Annotated in this window: 14 protein-coding genes; 3 read left to right on the top strand and 11 right to left on the bottom strand. The window is 68.3% G+C overall.

Annotated elements, in window-relative coordinates; all coding sequences use genetic code 11:
• Positions 1–146: 146 nt before the first annotated feature.
• From F1C58_RS03590 to F1C58_RS03625, 8 genes are all read right to left on the bottom strand, one after another.
• Positions 147–734 carry a pyridoxal 5'-phosphate synthase gene (locus tag F1C58_RS03590; RefSeq protein ID WP_185202665.1) on the bottom strand — a complete coding sequence of 196 codons (588 nt, stop codon included), beginning with the start codon at positions 732–734 and terminating at the stop codon, positions 147–149.
• Positions 731–1,513, bottom strand: a complete 783-nt coding sequence (locus tag F1C58_RS03595) for a creatininase family protein (protein WP_185202667.1) — start codon at positions 1,511–1,513, stop codon at positions 731–733. The genes F1C58_RS03590 and F1C58_RS03595 overlap by 4 nt, the downstream gene beginning before the upstream one ends.
• Complete coding sequence (locus F1C58_RS03600; protein WP_185202669.1) at positions 1,510–2,829, bottom strand: FAD-binding oxidoreductase; 1,320 nt, start codon at positions 2,827–2,829, stop codon at positions 1,510–1,512. Before F1C58_RS03600 ends, F1C58_RS03595 begins: the two co-directional genes overlap by 4 nt.
• Positions 2,830–2,868: 39 nt before the next feature.
• Entirely contained in the window at positions 2,869–3,657 is a 789-nt protein-coding gene (locus tag F1C58_RS03605) for an SDR family NAD(P)-dependent oxidoreductase (protein WP_185202671.1), read from the bottom strand.
• A 7-nt stretch (positions 3,658–3,664) separates the two neighbouring features.
• Positions 3,665–4,840 carry an ABC transporter substrate-binding protein gene (locus F1C58_RS03610; protein WP_185202673.1) on the bottom strand — a complete coding sequence of 392 codons (1,176 nt, stop codon included), beginning with the start codon at positions 4,838–4,840 and terminating at the stop codon, positions 3,665–3,667.
• Between the two features lie 73 nt (positions 4,841–4,913).
• Positions 4,914–5,786: an ABC transporter permease gene (locus F1C58_RS03615; RefSeq protein WP_185202674.1), complete on the bottom strand. Its 873-nt coding sequence runs from the start codon at positions 5,784–5,786 to the stop codon at positions 4,914–4,916.
• A complete protein-coding gene (locus tag F1C58_RS03620) occupies positions 5,786–6,565 on the bottom strand; it encodes an ABC transporter ATP-binding protein (RefSeq protein WP_255461244.1) in 780 nt (259 codons plus the stop codon). Before F1C58_RS03620 ends, F1C58_RS03615 begins: the two co-directional genes overlap by 1 nt.
• A gap of 8 nt (positions 6,566–6,573) precedes the next feature.
• Positions 6,574–7,848 (bottom strand): amidohydrolase family protein, encoded by a 1,275-nt coding sequence (locus tag F1C58_RS03625; RefSeq protein WP_185202676.1) that lies wholly within the window; start codon positions 7,846–7,848, stop codon positions 6,574–6,576.
• 320 nt (positions 7,849–8,168) lie between these two features.
• Between F1C58_RS03625 and F1C58_RS03630 the strand changes: the two genes are divergently transcribed.
• Positions 8,169–8,651: a helix-turn-helix domain-containing protein gene (locus F1C58_RS03630; protein ID WP_370543683.1), complete on the top strand. Its 483-nt coding sequence runs from the start codon at positions 8,169–8,171 to the stop codon at positions 8,649–8,651.
• On the top strand, positions 8,648–9,589 hold the full coding sequence (locus tag F1C58_RS03635; RefSeq protein ID WP_185202678.1) for a PDR/VanB family oxidoreductase: 942 nt from the start codon (positions 8,648–8,650) through the stop codon (positions 9,587–9,589). The genes F1C58_RS03630 and F1C58_RS03635 overlap by 4 nt, the downstream gene beginning before the upstream one ends.
• 39 nt (positions 9,590–9,628) lie before the next feature.
• Here the strand turns inward: F1C58_RS03635 and F1C58_RS03640 are convergent, their stop codons facing one another.
• Positions 9,629–10,915, bottom strand: coding sequence for an amidohydrolase family protein (locus F1C58_RS03640; RefSeq protein WP_185202680.1), 1,287 nt, complete (start codon positions 10,913–10,915; stop codon positions 9,629–9,631).
• A gap of 230 nt (positions 10,916–11,145) precedes the next feature.
• Between F1C58_RS03640 and F1C58_RS03645 the strand changes: the two genes are divergently transcribed.
• A complete protein-coding gene (locus F1C58_RS03645) occupies positions 11,146–12,045 on the top strand; it encodes an XdhC family protein (RefSeq protein ID WP_185202681.1) in 900 nt (299 codons plus the stop codon).
• A 39-nt stretch (positions 12,046–12,084) separates the two neighbouring features.
• Here F1C58_RS03645 and F1C58_RS03650 read toward each other — a convergent pair whose 3' ends face one another.
• Both F1C58_RS03650 and F1C58_RS03655 read right to left on the bottom strand, forming a co-directional pair.
• Positions 12,085–14,781, bottom strand: a complete 2,697-nt coding sequence (locus tag F1C58_RS03650) for a molybdopterin cofactor-binding domain-containing protein (protein WP_185202683.1) — start codon at positions 14,779–14,781, stop codon at positions 12,085–12,087.
• A complete protein-coding gene (locus tag F1C58_RS03655) occupies positions 14,778–15,620 on the bottom strand; it encodes a xanthine dehydrogenase family protein subunit M (RefSeq protein WP_185202684.1) in 843 nt (280 codons plus the stop codon). Before F1C58_RS03655 ends, F1C58_RS03650 begins: the two co-directional genes overlap by 4 nt.
• Positions 15,621–15,676: the final 56 nt, after the last annotated feature.

The following is a 15,676-nucleotide window of genomic DNA, read 5'->3' on the forward strand; positions in this document are numbered from 1 at the left end:
CCCCGGCGGTCCCCGACTCTCCGGTTGCATAACTCCTGCAGTGTGCCCCGGGCCGCGAGAAGTGCCCCGTGTCTGCGGGCACCCCTGCTGGCTGCCCCCAGATTGCAGGAGTTATGCAGAAGGAGTTATGCGGAGAAGGGCGCAGCTCAGCCCGGGAGGTAGGCGACGGTCCAGCCGCCGGAGGTCGCGCGGTATTCGACCCGGCGACTCGGGGCATCCGATCCACTCGACCAGAAGGTCATACGGGTGGGTCGCACCAGGAAGCCGATCCAGGTCTCGGGCTGGGAGAAGATGGGCTCGGATGCCCCGTCGGTGTGCGCCTCGGTGAAAGTCGCCCAGCGGTCGCGACGCTCGTCATCCGGCAACTGTGCGAACTCGAAGGTGTTCTGCCAGGCCAACTGCTGGAGGAAGGGCGAGCGTGCCTGATAGGCGGCGGCGATCTCGGGCGCCGGGGCGACCTCAGCGCGCCCCTGCACCACGAGTTGCTTGGTGAACCCCGGCCAGAGGAAGGTGAGGGCGACGGCGGGGTTCGCGACGATCGCGGCCGCTTTGCGCGAGAGCGCGTCGGTGTGGAAGTAGAAGCCCTGGGAGTCCCACTCGCTCAACAGCACCGTGCGGGCATCCGGTTCCCCGGTGATGCTCACGGTCGAGAGGTTCATCTGCGGGCGTTCGGGCTCGTCGTTGCCGGGCAGCCACTCTTCGACCACCTGCCAGGGGCTCTGCGGCTCACTCATGGTCGGTGCCGGAATCGGGCGATCTCATCGAGCGCCGAGACGCCGTTCGCTACGGCACGGTCGAAGATCACCCGACCGTGCTCCGCGGTGGCACCGGTCGCGTCGCCGATGACGCCTACGGGCCCGAAGTCGTTCGACAGCCAGCCGAAGCTCACGGGGCCGCCGTTGAACTTGATGTGCTTCAGGTCAGCCATGTGGTCGGGAACCCACCGGTCGGCCTGCGTCATGTCCACGAGGTCGGGCCGCAGGTGCAGGATCATCGACGTCTCCTCGTGGCCCCCATGGATGCCGAAGCCGCGTTCGTCCGGACCCACGTCGCCGTCTCCCGCGATGATTCCGGTGCCCATGAGGAAGGTGCGCAGGCCGAAGCGTCGCCGCAGCTCGCGGAGGGCCACCTGAAGGAGGGCGATGTTTCCGCCGTGCCCGTTGTAGAACACGAGGGTCTTCGCGGGGGTCGCGGCCACCGAGCGTCCGATGTCGACTACCGTCTGCATGAGGGTGTCCCAGGTGAGCCACACGGTGCCGGGCGCCCAGTGGTGTTCGTCCGACTTCGTGTAGGCGAGTGGCGGAAGCAACCAGACATCCTGGCCGGCGGATGCCGCGGACTCGACGACCGCCCGCCCGATCAGGTCGGCCATCAGGAAGTCGGTCGAGAGCGGCAGGTGTGGACCGTGGTGTTCGATCGCTCCGGTCGGCAGCACGAGGATGGAGTCCTCGGTGAGCGCGGCACTGGCGGCCGGCCCGGACAGGTTGACCAGGTCACGGGACGAGACGCTCATGAGACCTTGGCTCCGGTGGACACCGACGGGGCGACGAGCTTGCCCGGGTTCAGCAGCCGCTGCGGGTCGGTCGTCGCCGCGAGGGCCGCGGTGCGCTCCGGCTCGAAGTCCACGAACCACTGGTGCGGATTGTGGTATCCGACGCCCAGTTCGGTGAGCTTCTCGAAGCCCGCGAAGACCTCCTCGGCGCTGGAGTAGACGCCGGCGAGCATGCCGATCGGGCGCTCGTGCTGCGCCTCGATGTGCAGCATGCCGCCGGGGTACACCGCGTGCACCTCGTCGATGCGATCGACGAGCGCGTCGCCGCTGACCTCCACGTGGAAGTAGCGGTCGGGGTAGACCTTCTGCAGAAACTCGATCGGGTGGTTGTAGGACATCATGCTGATCCTCATCGTGGCCTGCGCGCCTTCACGCACGTCCTCGACCCGGCCCGCGGCCGATTCGACCAGGGCCGTCGCCGCGGCGACCGTCGAGAGATCGAGGATCGCCCGCAGGCTCGCCCGGTCGGCGGGAATGGCCGGATCCGGCGGCAAGGCGTTGGCCAGGGTCGCCAGGTCCGCCGAGACCAGGCGGGGCGTGGGTTCGAGCGCGCCGATCTCCCGGATCACGGAGATCGCCTGCTCGAAGGTGTCGAAGCTCGCGAAGAATCCGCGCCAGTCCTGCAGCGGTTCGGTGACGACGGTGGCCCGGGCGATGATCCCGGCGGTGCCGTAGTTGTGCACGTAGGGCTGGGCGGCCTCACCGGCGACGTGCACGAGCGAGGCATCCTCCACCGCGTGCACCACGTCGAGGGCGGCGACGAAGCCCTGACTGTTGGAGCCGTGCTTGATCGATCCGGTGCCGCCGGAGCCCCCGGAGAGGAAGCCACCGAGCGAGGAATTGGCCGTGGACGGATACATCAGGATCTGCTGGCCGGCCTTGTTTGCCGCCTGTTCGAGCGCTGCCATCGATGCGCCGGCCTCCGCGGTGATGAACCCGTCGCCGACCTCGGTGATCGCCCGGGCGCGGGACATATCGAGCACGAGTCCGCCGGCCATCGGGATGGCCTGGCCGTAGTTGCCGGTGCCCTTGCCGCGCGGGGTGATCGGGATGCCGTGGCGCACGGCAGCCGCGACGGTCGCGGCGATCAGCTCCGCGCTGGCCGGGTAGGCCACGAGCTCCGCGAGCCCGAGAGGCAGCTGCTCCTTGATCACGGGGGAGAGGTGTGCGCCGTCGGTGGAGGCCCGCTGCCGTGCGGCCAGTTCGACGCTGACGCCGCGGTCGCCGAGCAGTTCGCGCAACTCGGCCTCGAGTGCGGCGATGGGGGAGTCGTTCATCAGTGGTCCTTCGGATCGAATGTCAGTGCAGGTTCACAGTCAGTGCATGACCATTCCGCCGGTGACGTTGATCGCCTGTCCGGTGAGATAGTCGGCGTCGGGGGACGCGAGGAACAGGGCGACGCCCGCGACATCCGCGGGCTCGCCGAGTCGGCCGAGCGGGGAGTATCCGCACCAGGTGGCGATGTCCTCGTCGGTGCGGGTGGCGGCACCCATGTCGGTGAGCACGTAGCCGGGGCAGAGGGAGTTGACCGTGATGCCGTGGGTTCCCCACTCCAGCGCGGCCACGCGGGTCAGCGCGACGACAGCGGCCTTCGAGGCGGCGTAGTGACCTTCGCCGGCTCCGCCGGTCTTCGCTGCCATGCTGGCGAGGTTGATGATCTTGCCCCCGCAACCGGCCGCGATCATCGCCCGGGTGGCCACCTGCATGGTGGTGAGCATGGCGCGGGCGTTGACCGAGAACATCTCGTTCCAGTCGGTCACGGTCACCTCGAGCAACGGGGAGAAGCGCAGGATGCCGGCGCTGTTGACGAGGATGTCGACGCCGCCGAGGTGGTCGATCGCGCGGGCGGTGGCGTCTGCCGTGTCCAGGGGGTCGACCAGATCGACCGGGATGAAGGTGCCGCCGACCTCGGAGGCCAGCCGGGTGCCCTCCTCGACCAACCGGTCGAGAACGACGATCCGCGCACCCTCCGAGGCGAAGCGGCGCGCGATCTCGCCGCCGATTCCCCGAGCGCCACCGGTGACGACGACACGCTTCGTGAGAAGTCGCTGTCCGGCGAGCCGCGCGGGGCGGGCCAGGGTCGTCGTCACCAGTGGATCACTCATGGGTGGTTCAGAATCCGATCGATGTGTCGAGGAATTCGTTGGTGAAGAGGTCGGCCGCCTTGAGGCCGGTCTTCGGCGCGGAACCCGAGGCGGTGAACAGCGGGGTGTCGATGTCGATGACCTTCTGCACGCGGGCCTCATCCATGTCGCCGACATAGGCGTTGGATCCGTTCGAGGCGATCTTGAGCTTCTTCATCTGGCTCACGCCGAAGTCCGCGACCTTCTCGGAGTAGACCCAGCCGTTGTTGAACGCCGTCACGAGGTCGGTGACCAGCTTGTTGGTGGCGGCAGGCTTGGAGATGTAGTCCACATCGGCCTGCTGCAGCACCGGCACGAGCTTCTTGAGGCACGGGCTGAGGGTGGAGAGCTCCGACGAACGAACCGACATCGCCTCGGGATAGATGGGGTATCCGGTGTCGTTGATCAACTGGAAGTTGACGGGCTTGCCCCAGGCCGAGACCTCGTTCTGGTAGATGTACGGCTCGGCGGTGGCGAAGCCCTGCTGGCCGTCCTTGCCCTTGGCGGTGACGAACTTCGCCGGGGTGCCGTCGTAGGCGCCATCGGTCTGGGCCTCGGGAAGGATGCCCGATCCCTGCAGGTAGCCCATGTACGCCGCGCCCTGGAAGTAACGCACGACTCCGCCGTCATCCTTCAGCGCGGTGGCGAGATCCTTGATGGTCTTGACCTTGGGGTAGGTCGCCGGGTCCCACATGATCATCTGCGGGGAGATGTCGTTCTCGGCGAAGACCGCGGTCGTCGGCAGGCTCGCGGACAGCTGCACGGCCTCGTCGGTGGAGACGTAGCCGAGGGTGATGTCCTTGTCCTTGTACATCTCCGAGCTCACCGTCGAGAATCCGATGGCCGGTCCGCCGGACCGGATCTCCACCTTCACGCCGGTGGACTTGCCACTGGCGTACAGGTCGCCGCTCACGGACTTCTTGTCGGCGTTGATCACCGGGTTCGGTCCGAGCAGCTGGTAGAGGTGACCGTGGTCGGCCTCCGGGTTCCAGTCGGTCTGGATGGTGACGGTGGCCGGGCAGACACCGGAGAGGTCGACGGCGCCTGCTGCGGCGGTCGGGGCTGTACTGCTGCTCGGCGACGCACTGGCACAGCCGGCCAGGGCGATTCCTGCAGCGAACACCATGCCGACGGCGATGGTGGAGCGGACTGCTGTTTTGTGCATTGGGACTCCTCGTGTGCTGTGTGATTCTGCGGGTGATTGCGAACGGTGGTGCGGGTGGAAATCTGTGGGCGGATCAGCCGAAGTCGTACCACTTGCCGATGGCCAGTCGGCTGAGCCATCCGAAGAGCAGGAAGACGGCGACGCCGAGCAGCGATGCGGTGAGGATGGCCGCGTAGGTGCCCGCGCCGTTCAGTCGGGAGGTCGAGACCTGGATCAATACGCCGAGCCCGGGCGTTCCCCGCTGGAAGAACTGGTCCCCGACGATCGCGCCGATGACCGAGAGCCCCGCGGCGTTGCGCAGCCCAACGAAGATCGACGGGAGGGCCGCCGGAAACTGCAGCTTGGTGAGGGTGGTCCACTTGCTCGCGCCCTGGAGCTTGAACAGTTCGCGCTGGGCGAGATCCGTCGACTGAAGTCCGAAGAGCGTGTTCGACACCATCGGGAAGATCGAGATCATCACTGTCACGATCACGCGGGAGAGGAATTCGTAGCCGAACAGTGCGCCGATCAGCGGCACCAGCGCGAGGATCGGGATGCACTGCAGGATCACCGCATAGGGGAACAGGGATCGCTCGACCCACTTGGCTTGCGCCATCAACGTCGCCCAGACGACACCGATCACGATCGCGATCACGAGCCCGGTGAGGGCGACCTGGGTGGAGTTGCCGAGGTCGGCCACGAGCTGCGGGGTGAACAGTGGGTCCGCGAACGCGGCCTTCACCACGAGGTGCGGGTAGGGCACGAGGAAGGCGAGCTGCTGGCTGGCGTAGTAGTTCGCCACGAGATACCAGAGCCCGACCAGCACCGCGAGAACGGCGAGCGGCGGCCACCATTGATTGGCGCGCCGGGCGTAGACCCGGTTGATGCGCGCCTGCCGGAGCGCACGAGGGGAGAGAGAATTTCCGGCGCCCGCGCCGGAAGCGATTCCCGAGCCTGCGACAGACATCAGTGGTGCCCCTCTCGCAGCGCGTGGGACACTTCGCCGACCAGCTCCGCGAACTCCGCGGTGAAGCGGATGTCCGGATCCCGCGGCATCGGGAACGGCACGTCGAAGGTGCCGACGATCGATCCGGGGCGGCCGGACATCACGATGACCTTGGTGGAGAGGTAGACGGCTTCTGAGACCGAGTGGGTGATGAAGAGGCCGGCGAACTGCTTCTCGACGAAGAGCTTGAGAAGCTCGTCGTTCAGTCGCTCGCGGGTGATCTCGTCGAGGGCGCCGAATGGCTCGTCGAAGAGGAACAGCTCCGGCTCGAGGGTGAGAGAGCGGGCGAGCGAGGTGCGCATCTTCATCCCGCCGGAGAGCTGCTTGGGCAGGTTCTTCTCGAAGCCAGAGAGGCCGACCAGTTCGATCGCCTCTTTCGCCTTCGCCTGACGTTCTTTCGGCTTCACGCCGTTGAGTTCGGCGAGAAGCTCGACGTTGTCCTGCACCGTGCGCCAGGGAAGCAGCGTCGCGTCCTGGAAGACATAGCCGATGCGCTTCGTGTCGACCTCTGCCGTGCCCTCAGAGGCGGTTTCGAGACCGGAGGCGATTCGCAGGAGGGTGGATTTTCCGCAGCCGGAGGGTCCGACGACGGTGACGAACTCCCCCCGGTTCACGGTGAGGTCGATGCCGCTGAGGGCGACGGTGCCGTTGGGGAACTGCATCGCGACATTGCGGAAGTCGAGCAGTGTGCCACTGGATGCAGCGCTGCGAGACGGTTTCATGAGTGCTGGGGCGGACATGCTCAGCATCACCTCGTTTCGGCTAGGGAGGGGGCGGGGGAATCTACGGCGACGCGAGGCGCGGCAACGTCGTAACTGACGGTGCTCTGCGCCACGAGACGGCCGGCGTGGATGACGAAGCGGTCCGCTGAGGCGTTGGCGATGACATCCGAGAGGTTGGTCCCGCGCACGGCGAGGAGCTCGGCCGCTGCGCCGACCTCGACCCCGGCGAGAGGAAGCGACATCACCGAGCGAGCCCCGGAGCTCACGGCCGCGTACGCCTCGTCGAGCGTGAGGTGCCCGGCGGAGACGAGCAGTGAGGCGGTCTCCAGCGCATCGCTGCGCCCCACCGGGTTGAACGGATCGCGCACGTTGTCGGCTCCGGCCGCGACGCGCACCCCGGCATCGAGCAGTGCCCGCAGCGCGGTGAGCCCGCGCGGGGTGCCGACCGGATGCTGCCAGCCCTGCAGGTAGAGGTTGGTGATGGGCAGCGAGATGATGCCGAGATCGCTCGCGAGCACCTCGGTGATGACGGCGGCGAGTTTTGTCGGTTCGAGAGTGCCCAGGCGCACGCAGTGGCCCGCGGATGCCGGCACCGTCCAGTCGCGAACGAGCCGCGCGTACTCTCCGAGGGTCGGTGCGCCGGTGAGGCTCTCGTCGGTGTGGATGTCGCTGCCGACACCGCGTCGCTCGGCGATGGCGATGAGGCGGCGGAGGTCGGCGAGCGGATCTTCGGCCAGGTGCGGGGCGCCGCCCACCAGGTCCACGCCGAGGTCGAGGGCTTCATCGACGAGTTCGCTTGGCACGAACGGCCCGGCGAGCGCGACGAGTTCGATGTCCATCAGGTCGCGGAGTTCCTCGCGCACGCGCACGAGCGCGCGCACTCCGCGCATCGGGTTGTCGCCCACGAGCATGTCAACATGCGTGCGCACCGCGGTGGTACCCTGTCGCAGAAGCAGCATCGCCGCCTGGCGAGCCCGCTCGGCGATGCTCTCGACCGTCATCACCGCGGTGTAGTCACGCCAGGATTCGATCGCGAGCTCCAGGTCACCCATCGGCGGATCGATGAGATCCCACGACAGGGCCTTGTCGAGGTGTGCGTGGGGTTCGGCGGGAGCCGTCAGCAGCAGGAAGCCGGTCAGGTCGAGTGTCGAGCCGTCATTCTGGATCTCGGTGCTGTCGGCGAGAGTCGCCGCGGGGAACACGCCGCTCACCGTGCCGCCCTCGAGCGTGACATCCACTCGCGAGCCATCGGGAAGAGTTGCATTCGTCAGCTGGCGGATGCTGCGGGGCAGGGATGACACGGTGCGGCACCTTCCTCGAACGACGGGGGTGGGCGACCATCGCACCGGTGAGTTGGTCGCTGAAAAATGTTGATATCGTCAACATCATCGAATCTAGGGATGCCCCGTTTCCGACATGTAACGGCATCGTTTCCATCTATTAAGCCTGAGTCCGTCGGGTTGCCCGGGCCGCTCCCGTCCTGCAAGATCGCTAGCGCTCTCACAGTGAGGAGGACCCCGTCACTACCGTCGATTCCGCGATTGACCTGCAAGCCGAACGAATCGGCATCCGCATCCGTCAACTGCGTCGAGCCAGAGGACTAACTTTAGTCCAGCTCGCGGTGAGCGCAGACCTGTCGCACCCCTTCCTGAGCCAGCTGGAGCGCGGCCGGGCGCGTCCGAGCATGACCTCGCTGGAGAAGATCGCCCGCGCCCTCGGCAGCAGCCAGCTCGAGCTCATGGCCGCGGCGGAGGATGACGCGGCCGACCAGTCGGACATCGTGGTGGTGCACGCCGACCAGGGCACGCGAGGCCCCTACGGCGACGGGGAGGGACGCCTGCTCGTGCACGGCCGGCGACGGTTCCACCCCATGGAGTTCCGCGGCTCCAACCAGGTGCCCGGCGAGTTCTACGAGCACGAGGGCGACGAATTCCTTCATGTGGTCTCCGGGGTCGTGATCGTGGATTTCGAGGGTCGCGAATCTTCGGTGCTGAGCGCCGGCGACTCCGTCTACTTCGCGGGCGGCATCCGTCATCGGTGGCATGCCGCCGAACCGGGCGGCTACCGGCTGTTCGTCGTGAAAGAGAAGCCGGAGTCGCGATGAGTTCGCACGAGACAGAGTTCGACGCCATCGTGGTCGCCCGCACGCAGGTCGCCGACTCGATCGACGTCTTCGAAATCGCGCGCTCCGATGCCTCATCGCTGCCGCACTGGCAACCGGGCGCGCACATCGACCTCGTGCTGCCCTCGGGCGACGAACGCCAGTACTCGCTGCTTCCTGCGCCGGTGCCGGATGCCCCGACGTGGCGCATCGCCGTATTGCGGGAGCCGACGGGCCGGGGCGGTTCGGTGTGGCTTCACGACGCGCTCGCGGTGGGTGACACGATCCGGGTTCGGGGTCCGCGCAATCACTTCGAATTCTCGCCGTTCCCCGGCTCTCCCGTGCTGCTGCTTGCGGCCGGGGTGGGCATCACGCCGATCGCGTCGATGGCACGCGCGGCTGCGGCCTCCGGCATCCGCTACGAGCTGCACTACTCGGGGCGATCCCGGTCTGCCCTCGCACTGCTCGACGAGATCGGGGAGGCGACGCTCCATCTCAGCGACGAGGGCACGCGCGTGGATCTCGCGGAGCTGCTCGGCTCGCTCGACCCGATGGCCACGATCTACGCGTGCGGGCCCACCCGGTTCATCGAGGCTGTCGAGGCCGCCGCGGGCGGGCATCCGCTGCACGTCGAGCGCTTCGAAGCCAAACCGCTGGCGGCTCCGGTGTTCGAGGGCGCCTTCGAGGTGGAGCTTGCCCTCAGCGGCGAGACCCTCACCGTGCCGCCGGACCGGAGCATCCTCGAGGTGGTGGAGGAGGCTGGCGTGTTCGTGCTGTCGAGCTGCCGCGAGGGCACCTGCGGCACCTGTGAGACGCCGGTTCTGGAGGGCGAGGTCGACCATCGCGACTCGATCCTCACGCCCCTCGAGCAGGAGCAGAATTCCGTGATGTACATCTGCGTCTCGCGGGCGGCCTGCCCGAGGCTGGTGCTGGAGCTCTAGCCTCCGCTGGTCGAGTAGGTCGCTTTCGCGAGAGTGGGCCTACGCGACCGGCACCCGCTCTGCCAGCGCCGCCACTAGTTCGCGTTCGTCGGCATCGACCAGTTGGTAGTCCCTAACGACCACCCGTCCGGCCACGACCACGTGTTTCGGGCGGCGCCCGGGATTCGCCCACAGCAGGCCGGCCACGGGATCCGCGACGCCGGAATCGGCGACCCCCGACACGTCCCAGACGCACAGATCCGCGGCGGATCCGGCACGGAGGGTGCCGAGCTCGGCACGGCCGAGCCCGGCGGCTGAGCCAGCCATCGCCATGGCCAGCACCTCTCGCGCCGCGATCGGCGGCCCGACGAGGGGCGCGACCTGCATGGCGAGCCGGGCATCCGCCAGCAGGTGTCCCGCATCGTTGCTCCCGCCGCCGCTGGTGCCGAGGCCCACGACGATGCCGGCGGACCTCAGCGCCGCGACCGGCGCGATCCCCCACCCCATCGGAAGGTCGCAGCCGGGCGCGTGGGTGGCCGTGATGCCGGATGCCGCGAGCCGCCGGATCTCCTCGCCGGTCACGTCGCAGAGGTGGGCGAGTGTCACGCCCGGCTCGAGCCAACCCCAGTCCTCGAGCAGGTCGATCGGTCTTCTGCCGTACTTCTCCAGGGCGATCGCGACATCCACCTGCTCGTTGGCTTGCGTGCGCCGCCGCAGCCCGTGCTTCGCGGCGACCTCGGCGAACAGCTCGAAGGTCTCCCGACTGTCGCTGTGCACTCCGGCCGGACCGACGGCGAGCTGCAGCATCCCTTCGCCGGTGCGGGGGAGCAGCGCCTGCACGATGGCCTCGGCCGAGCTCGCGGCCTCCTGCGGATCGTCCCGCGCGGATCCCCGCACGAAGACCAGCCGGCCGCCGAGGGCGCGTGCGGCGTCCGCTGTCGCGGTGGCGATGGCCACCGAATCTGCGCCGCTCGGCCAGGTGAGGTGATGATCCGCGACCGTCGTGACGCCGCAGAGCAATCCTTCGGCAACGCCCACGGACGCCGCGACCGCTGCGAGCTCGGCGTCGACGCCCGCTCGGCCGTAGGCCGCTGCCATGGTGGGCAGCCAGTCGCGCATCGCCACCCCACGCGTGCCGGGCAGGGTGCGGAAGGCGGACTGCAGCAGGTGGTGGTGCGCATTGACGAGTCCCGGCGTGACGACGCATCCGCTCGCATCGAGGGTCTGGGCGTTCTCGCCCGGCATCGGTTCATCGGTCGCGACCACGCCGTCTCGCAGCACCAGGTCGCCATGACGTTCGGTCGCTTCGTCGACGAGGATCCGGGTCGCGCCGGTGATTGTGAGCATGGTGATTTTCTAGCACCCGCGTGTGTCCGGCACGTGACATCCCGCCGGCACCGCCGTGCCCTGTGGCATAACTCCTGCAATCTGCCTCCCGGCGAGGAGGATTGGGTCGGAATCGGCCCTGTGCCGGTCAATTGCAGGAGTTATGCGGCGGAAGTGGGGCAGACCATACCGGCGGCGGACGCCCAGCCCGCCGTAACCGGCGCGTCACGCGGCTGTGTCATCCTGAAACCATGTTCGAGATCGCGGATCGCCTGCTCGCCGCCGTGGCCGCCGGGAGTCGGCTGGCCGTGGCGACGGCCGTCTCGATCGACGGCAGCGCGCCCCGCACCGTCGGCACCTCGATGGCGTTCGACGGCATGTCCGTCATCGGCAGCATCGCGGGTGGATGCGTCGAGGGCGCGGTCGTCGACACCTGCGAGCTCGTCCTCGCCGACGGCGTCACGCGCACCGTCGAGTATGGCGTGAGCGACGAGACCGCCTACTCGGTCGGGCTCACCTGCGGGGGCCGGCTGCGCATCCAGGTGCAGCTGCTCACCGACGATCTCGTGGAGGCGCTGCGAACCCGGCGAGAGATCGAGGTCTGCTCGGGATTCACCGAACGGCCACCGGTCGAACGCCACCTGATCGTGTTCGGTGCGATGGAGTTCTCCGCCGCCCTGTCGACGGCCGCGCAGGTGCTCGGCTACCGGGTGACGGTCTGCGACCCCCGACCTCTCTTCATGACGCCGGAGCGATTTCCGGGAGCCGACGTCATCGTCGCCTGGCCCACGGCCTGGTTCGAGACCGCGGAGGTCGATGCCCGAACCGTGATCTGCGTTCTCAGCCACGATGCCCGGTTCGATGCCGAGCTCGTCGCGCTCGCGCTCGCATCGCCCGCGGGATTCGTCGGGGCCATGGGCTCCCGCCGCACGCACGACCGCCGCGTCGCCTCGCTGCGCGAGCGCGGGGTCGCCGAGGAATCGATCGCGCGACTACGCTCGCCGATCGGTCTCGATCTCGGCGGCAGCACAGTGGAAGAGACCGCTGTGGCGATCCTCGCCGAGGTGATCGCGGCCCGGTCCGGGGCATCCGCGCTGCCGCTGTCTGCGACCTCGGGCACGATCCACCGCCTAAGTCTGCTGGTCGAGTAGGCCGCCCGCGGCCGTGTCGAGACTGTGCGGCGAGTCTCGCTACTCGACCGGCAGCGACCCCGCCAGCCGCCAGAGCCGTTCGCGCGACATCGGCAGTTCGTGCGGCCGCACGCCGAGGGCATCCCGGATCGCGTTGGCCAGCGCCGGCGCAACCGGGTTATATGGCGCTTCGCTCATCGATTTCGCTCCGAGCGGCCCGAGTGCATCGAAGGTCTCGGCGAAGAACACCTCGGTGTCGGGGATGTCCGCGAAGCGCGGCACGTGATAATTGCGGAACGCTGTGGTCGTGACTCGCCCGGCGCCATCGAGACGCATCTCTTCGTAGAGCGCTGTGCCGATGGCCTGGGCTGTTGCTCCCTCGATCTGACCGCGCAGCTGCTCGGGGTTGAGCACCGTGCCGGCGTCCGCCGCCTGCACGGACTGCAGGATGCGTACCTCACCGGTGGCCGGATTCACCGCGACACGGAAGCCGTGCACGTTGAACGCCACCGACCGAGGAGTGCCATCGTGACGCCCGGTGGCCGTGAGGGCACCCTCCGCGAGGAGCTCTGAGGCTGACACGACGTGCTCTTCGAAACGAACGCCGCCGTGCTCGACGACTCCCTCGGAGAGCGAGGTCATCGAATATGCCCGCTCGAGCATGAGCTGCTGAAGCGCCGATGCGGCGGCGAGCAGGGCCTTGCCGGCGACGACCACCCCGGCAGACCCGAAGGCCCCGGTGTCGTAGGCCACGACGTCCGTGTCCGACTGGCGGATGCGCACCCGATCGACGGTCGTGCCGAGGGCGGATGCCACCAGCTGCGCGTGCACGGTGGTGGTGCCGTTGCCGAACTCGACGGTCCCCACCCCGATCTCGATGTCGCCGGAGCGAAGCAGGGTGACCGTGGCATCCGCATAGTGTCCACGGGGAGGGAGGGACGCGATCATTGCGAGGGCCATCCCCGAGCCGATGGCCCAGCCGGGATCGGCATGGGGCGGTGGGACGGCGAGTGCCCCCTGCACCAGGTCGAGGCACTGGTCCAGCCCGTACGAGCCGTAGATGAGGTCGGTTTCGGCGTGCGGCTCGACGACAACCATGTCGTCTCCCGGCACGACGACATTGCGTCGACGAAGCTCGAACGGATCAATGCCGAGGGTGCGCGCGAGCTCGTCCATCGCCGATTCGATGGCGAAGATCACCTGGCCGAGGCCGTAGCCGCGGAAGGCTCCTGAGGGCAGGTTGTTCGTGTAGACCGACTCGGCGTCCACCCGCTTGTTCGCGCAGCGATACACACTGATCGACTCGTGGACGCTGTGGAACATCACGCCGATGCCGTGATTGCCGTAGGCGCCGGTGTCCATGAGTTCGTCGATCGCCATGGCGGTGAGGGTGCCGTCGGCGGTCGCCGCGAGCGTCACCGACACGCGCATCGGATGCCGCGGAGCAGCAAGCGTGAACTCGTCCTCCCGAGTGAACTCGTATTGCACCGGCCGCCCGGTGTGCAGCACTGCGAGGGTCACGAGATCCTCGGTGAAGAGCTCCTGCTTGCCGCCGAAGCCGCCGCCCACCCGGGCGGTGAACACACGCAGTCGGTCGGGCGACAGGTCGAAGATGTGGCAGAGCTCGTCCCGCACCAGGTAGGGGACCTGGGAGGAGGTGCGCAGCACCAGCCGCCCGTCGGAGTCGAGCCAGCCGCGCGTCGCGTGGGTCTCGAGGGCGGCGTGGTTCACCCGTTGCGTGCGCCAGGTGCCGGTGGCGACCGCATCCGCTGCGGCGATCGCCGCATCGACGTCGCCCATCTCCCCGTGCATCTGGGCGAGCACGTTCCGTTCGGGAGCCGACACGCGCTGCTCTGCCCCCTTCTCCGCGTGCAGCAGGGGGGCGCCGGGTTGGCGCGCGAGCTCCGGATCGAAGACGCCGGCAAGCACCTCGTACTCCACCTCGATGAGAGCGAGCGCGCGCTGGGCGATCGCGACCGTGTCTGCGACGACGGCGGCGACCCGCTGTCCGATGAACCGCAGCACCGGATCGAGCACCAGGGTGTCATCCGGATCGTCGGTGCGCATCTCGTGACGTCCGGTCGAGAACAGCGTCGTGGGGGAGTCGCGGTGGGTGAGGACGGCGTGCACGCCTTCGGCGGCGAGCGCGCGGGAGGTGTCGATGGAGAGGATGCGCGCATGGGCGTGCGGACTCTTCAGCACCGCGAGATGCAGCAGCCCGGTGGTGCGGAAGTCGAGGGTGAATTGCTCCTCACCGGTGGCGATGCGCATCCCGGCCGGAGCTCGCACCGACTGCCCGGCGGCCTGGCCAGGGGCAGGGGTCTGGGTATTCGAGGTGCCGCAGATGGCATCCCGGATCGACCGGTAGCCGGTGCAGCGGCAGATGTTGCCCTTGAGCAGGCGCGGAAGGTCGTCGAGGTCTTCCTCATCGAAGGTCGACGCCGTCACGATCATGCCGGCGGTGCAGAATCCGCACTGGAATCCCGCGGCATCGACGAAGGACTGTTGCAGGGGATGCGGATGCTCCGCGGTCCCGAGACCCGCAACCGTCGTGATCTCGGCCCCCTCGAGGCGGTGGGCCGGGTAGAGGCACGAGTGGATCGGGTCGCCGTCGAGAAGCACCGTGCAGGCACCGCAGTCGCCGCTGTCGCAGCCCTTCTTCACATCGAACTCATCCAGGTCGCGCAGCACAGTGCGCAACACCTGCCCGGCAGCCGGGGTCGCCTCGACCGGGGAGCCGTTCACCGAGAACTTCATGCCAACTCCTGCCGCAGCTGCTCCGCGAATCGCCCGCTCATGGCGCGCCTCCAGTCCGATGACCCGTGCGCGTCGTCATACCAGCAGTCGATCGCGCTCACGCCGTCGCGCAGCAGAGCCGCGGTCGGCGGCTGGGCGAACCTCAGCTGCACGGGATGCGAGGTGCCCCCGGTCACGGTGAACACCGTTTCCCCGGTCGCGGTGCGCCTCGCGATCACGAGCGTCCCGGTGCGGCCGAGGTCGTTGAGCGCGATACGACGGAATCCGGTGCGCGACTCGAGCGAGGTGAGGGGGATGACGACCTCGCGCAGCACCTCGCCGGGCATGAGCGCGGTCTTCATGACACCGGTGACGAGCTCGGCGACGGGCATCCGGCGCTCACCGCCCCCGGGCATCCAGATCACCGCCTCAGCGTCGAGGCTCGCGGCGAGAGAGATCATCGGGCCGGCGGGAAGGGCGAGGGCGATGTTGCCGCCGACCGTCGCGACATTCCAGATCTTGAACGAGGCGAGAAAGGAATTCGCGCACTGCCAGAACAGCGCGAGCGGATCGGAGTGCGACTCCAGCCCGCGACCGGCACGCACCGGGTCGGTGCGCAGGGCTGGCGGGGTCAGCCGGGAGAGCTCCGCGACCGTGCAGGTCGCCGCGATCACGAGGGCGGAGTCGGTGCGGGTCACCGGCGGCCAGCCGAGGCGGGTGATGTCGATGAGGCCGGTGAGACCGGTCTCCAGAACGGAGAAGAGCCAGGTTCCGCCGGCGAGGATCTTCTCGCTCGGCCCCACGGAGATATCCGACCGGGTCGCAGGCACCCGGATCTCCTGCACGTCGATGAGATCCATTGTCTACTCAGTAAACCGCACGAATGTGACAGGTATATGACAACGCCACGGCGGTA

Source organism: Glaciihabitans sp. INWT7, assembly GCF_014217685.1.
GTDB lineage: Bacteria > Actinomycetota > Actinomycetes > Actinomycetales > Microbacteriaceae > Lacisediminihabitans.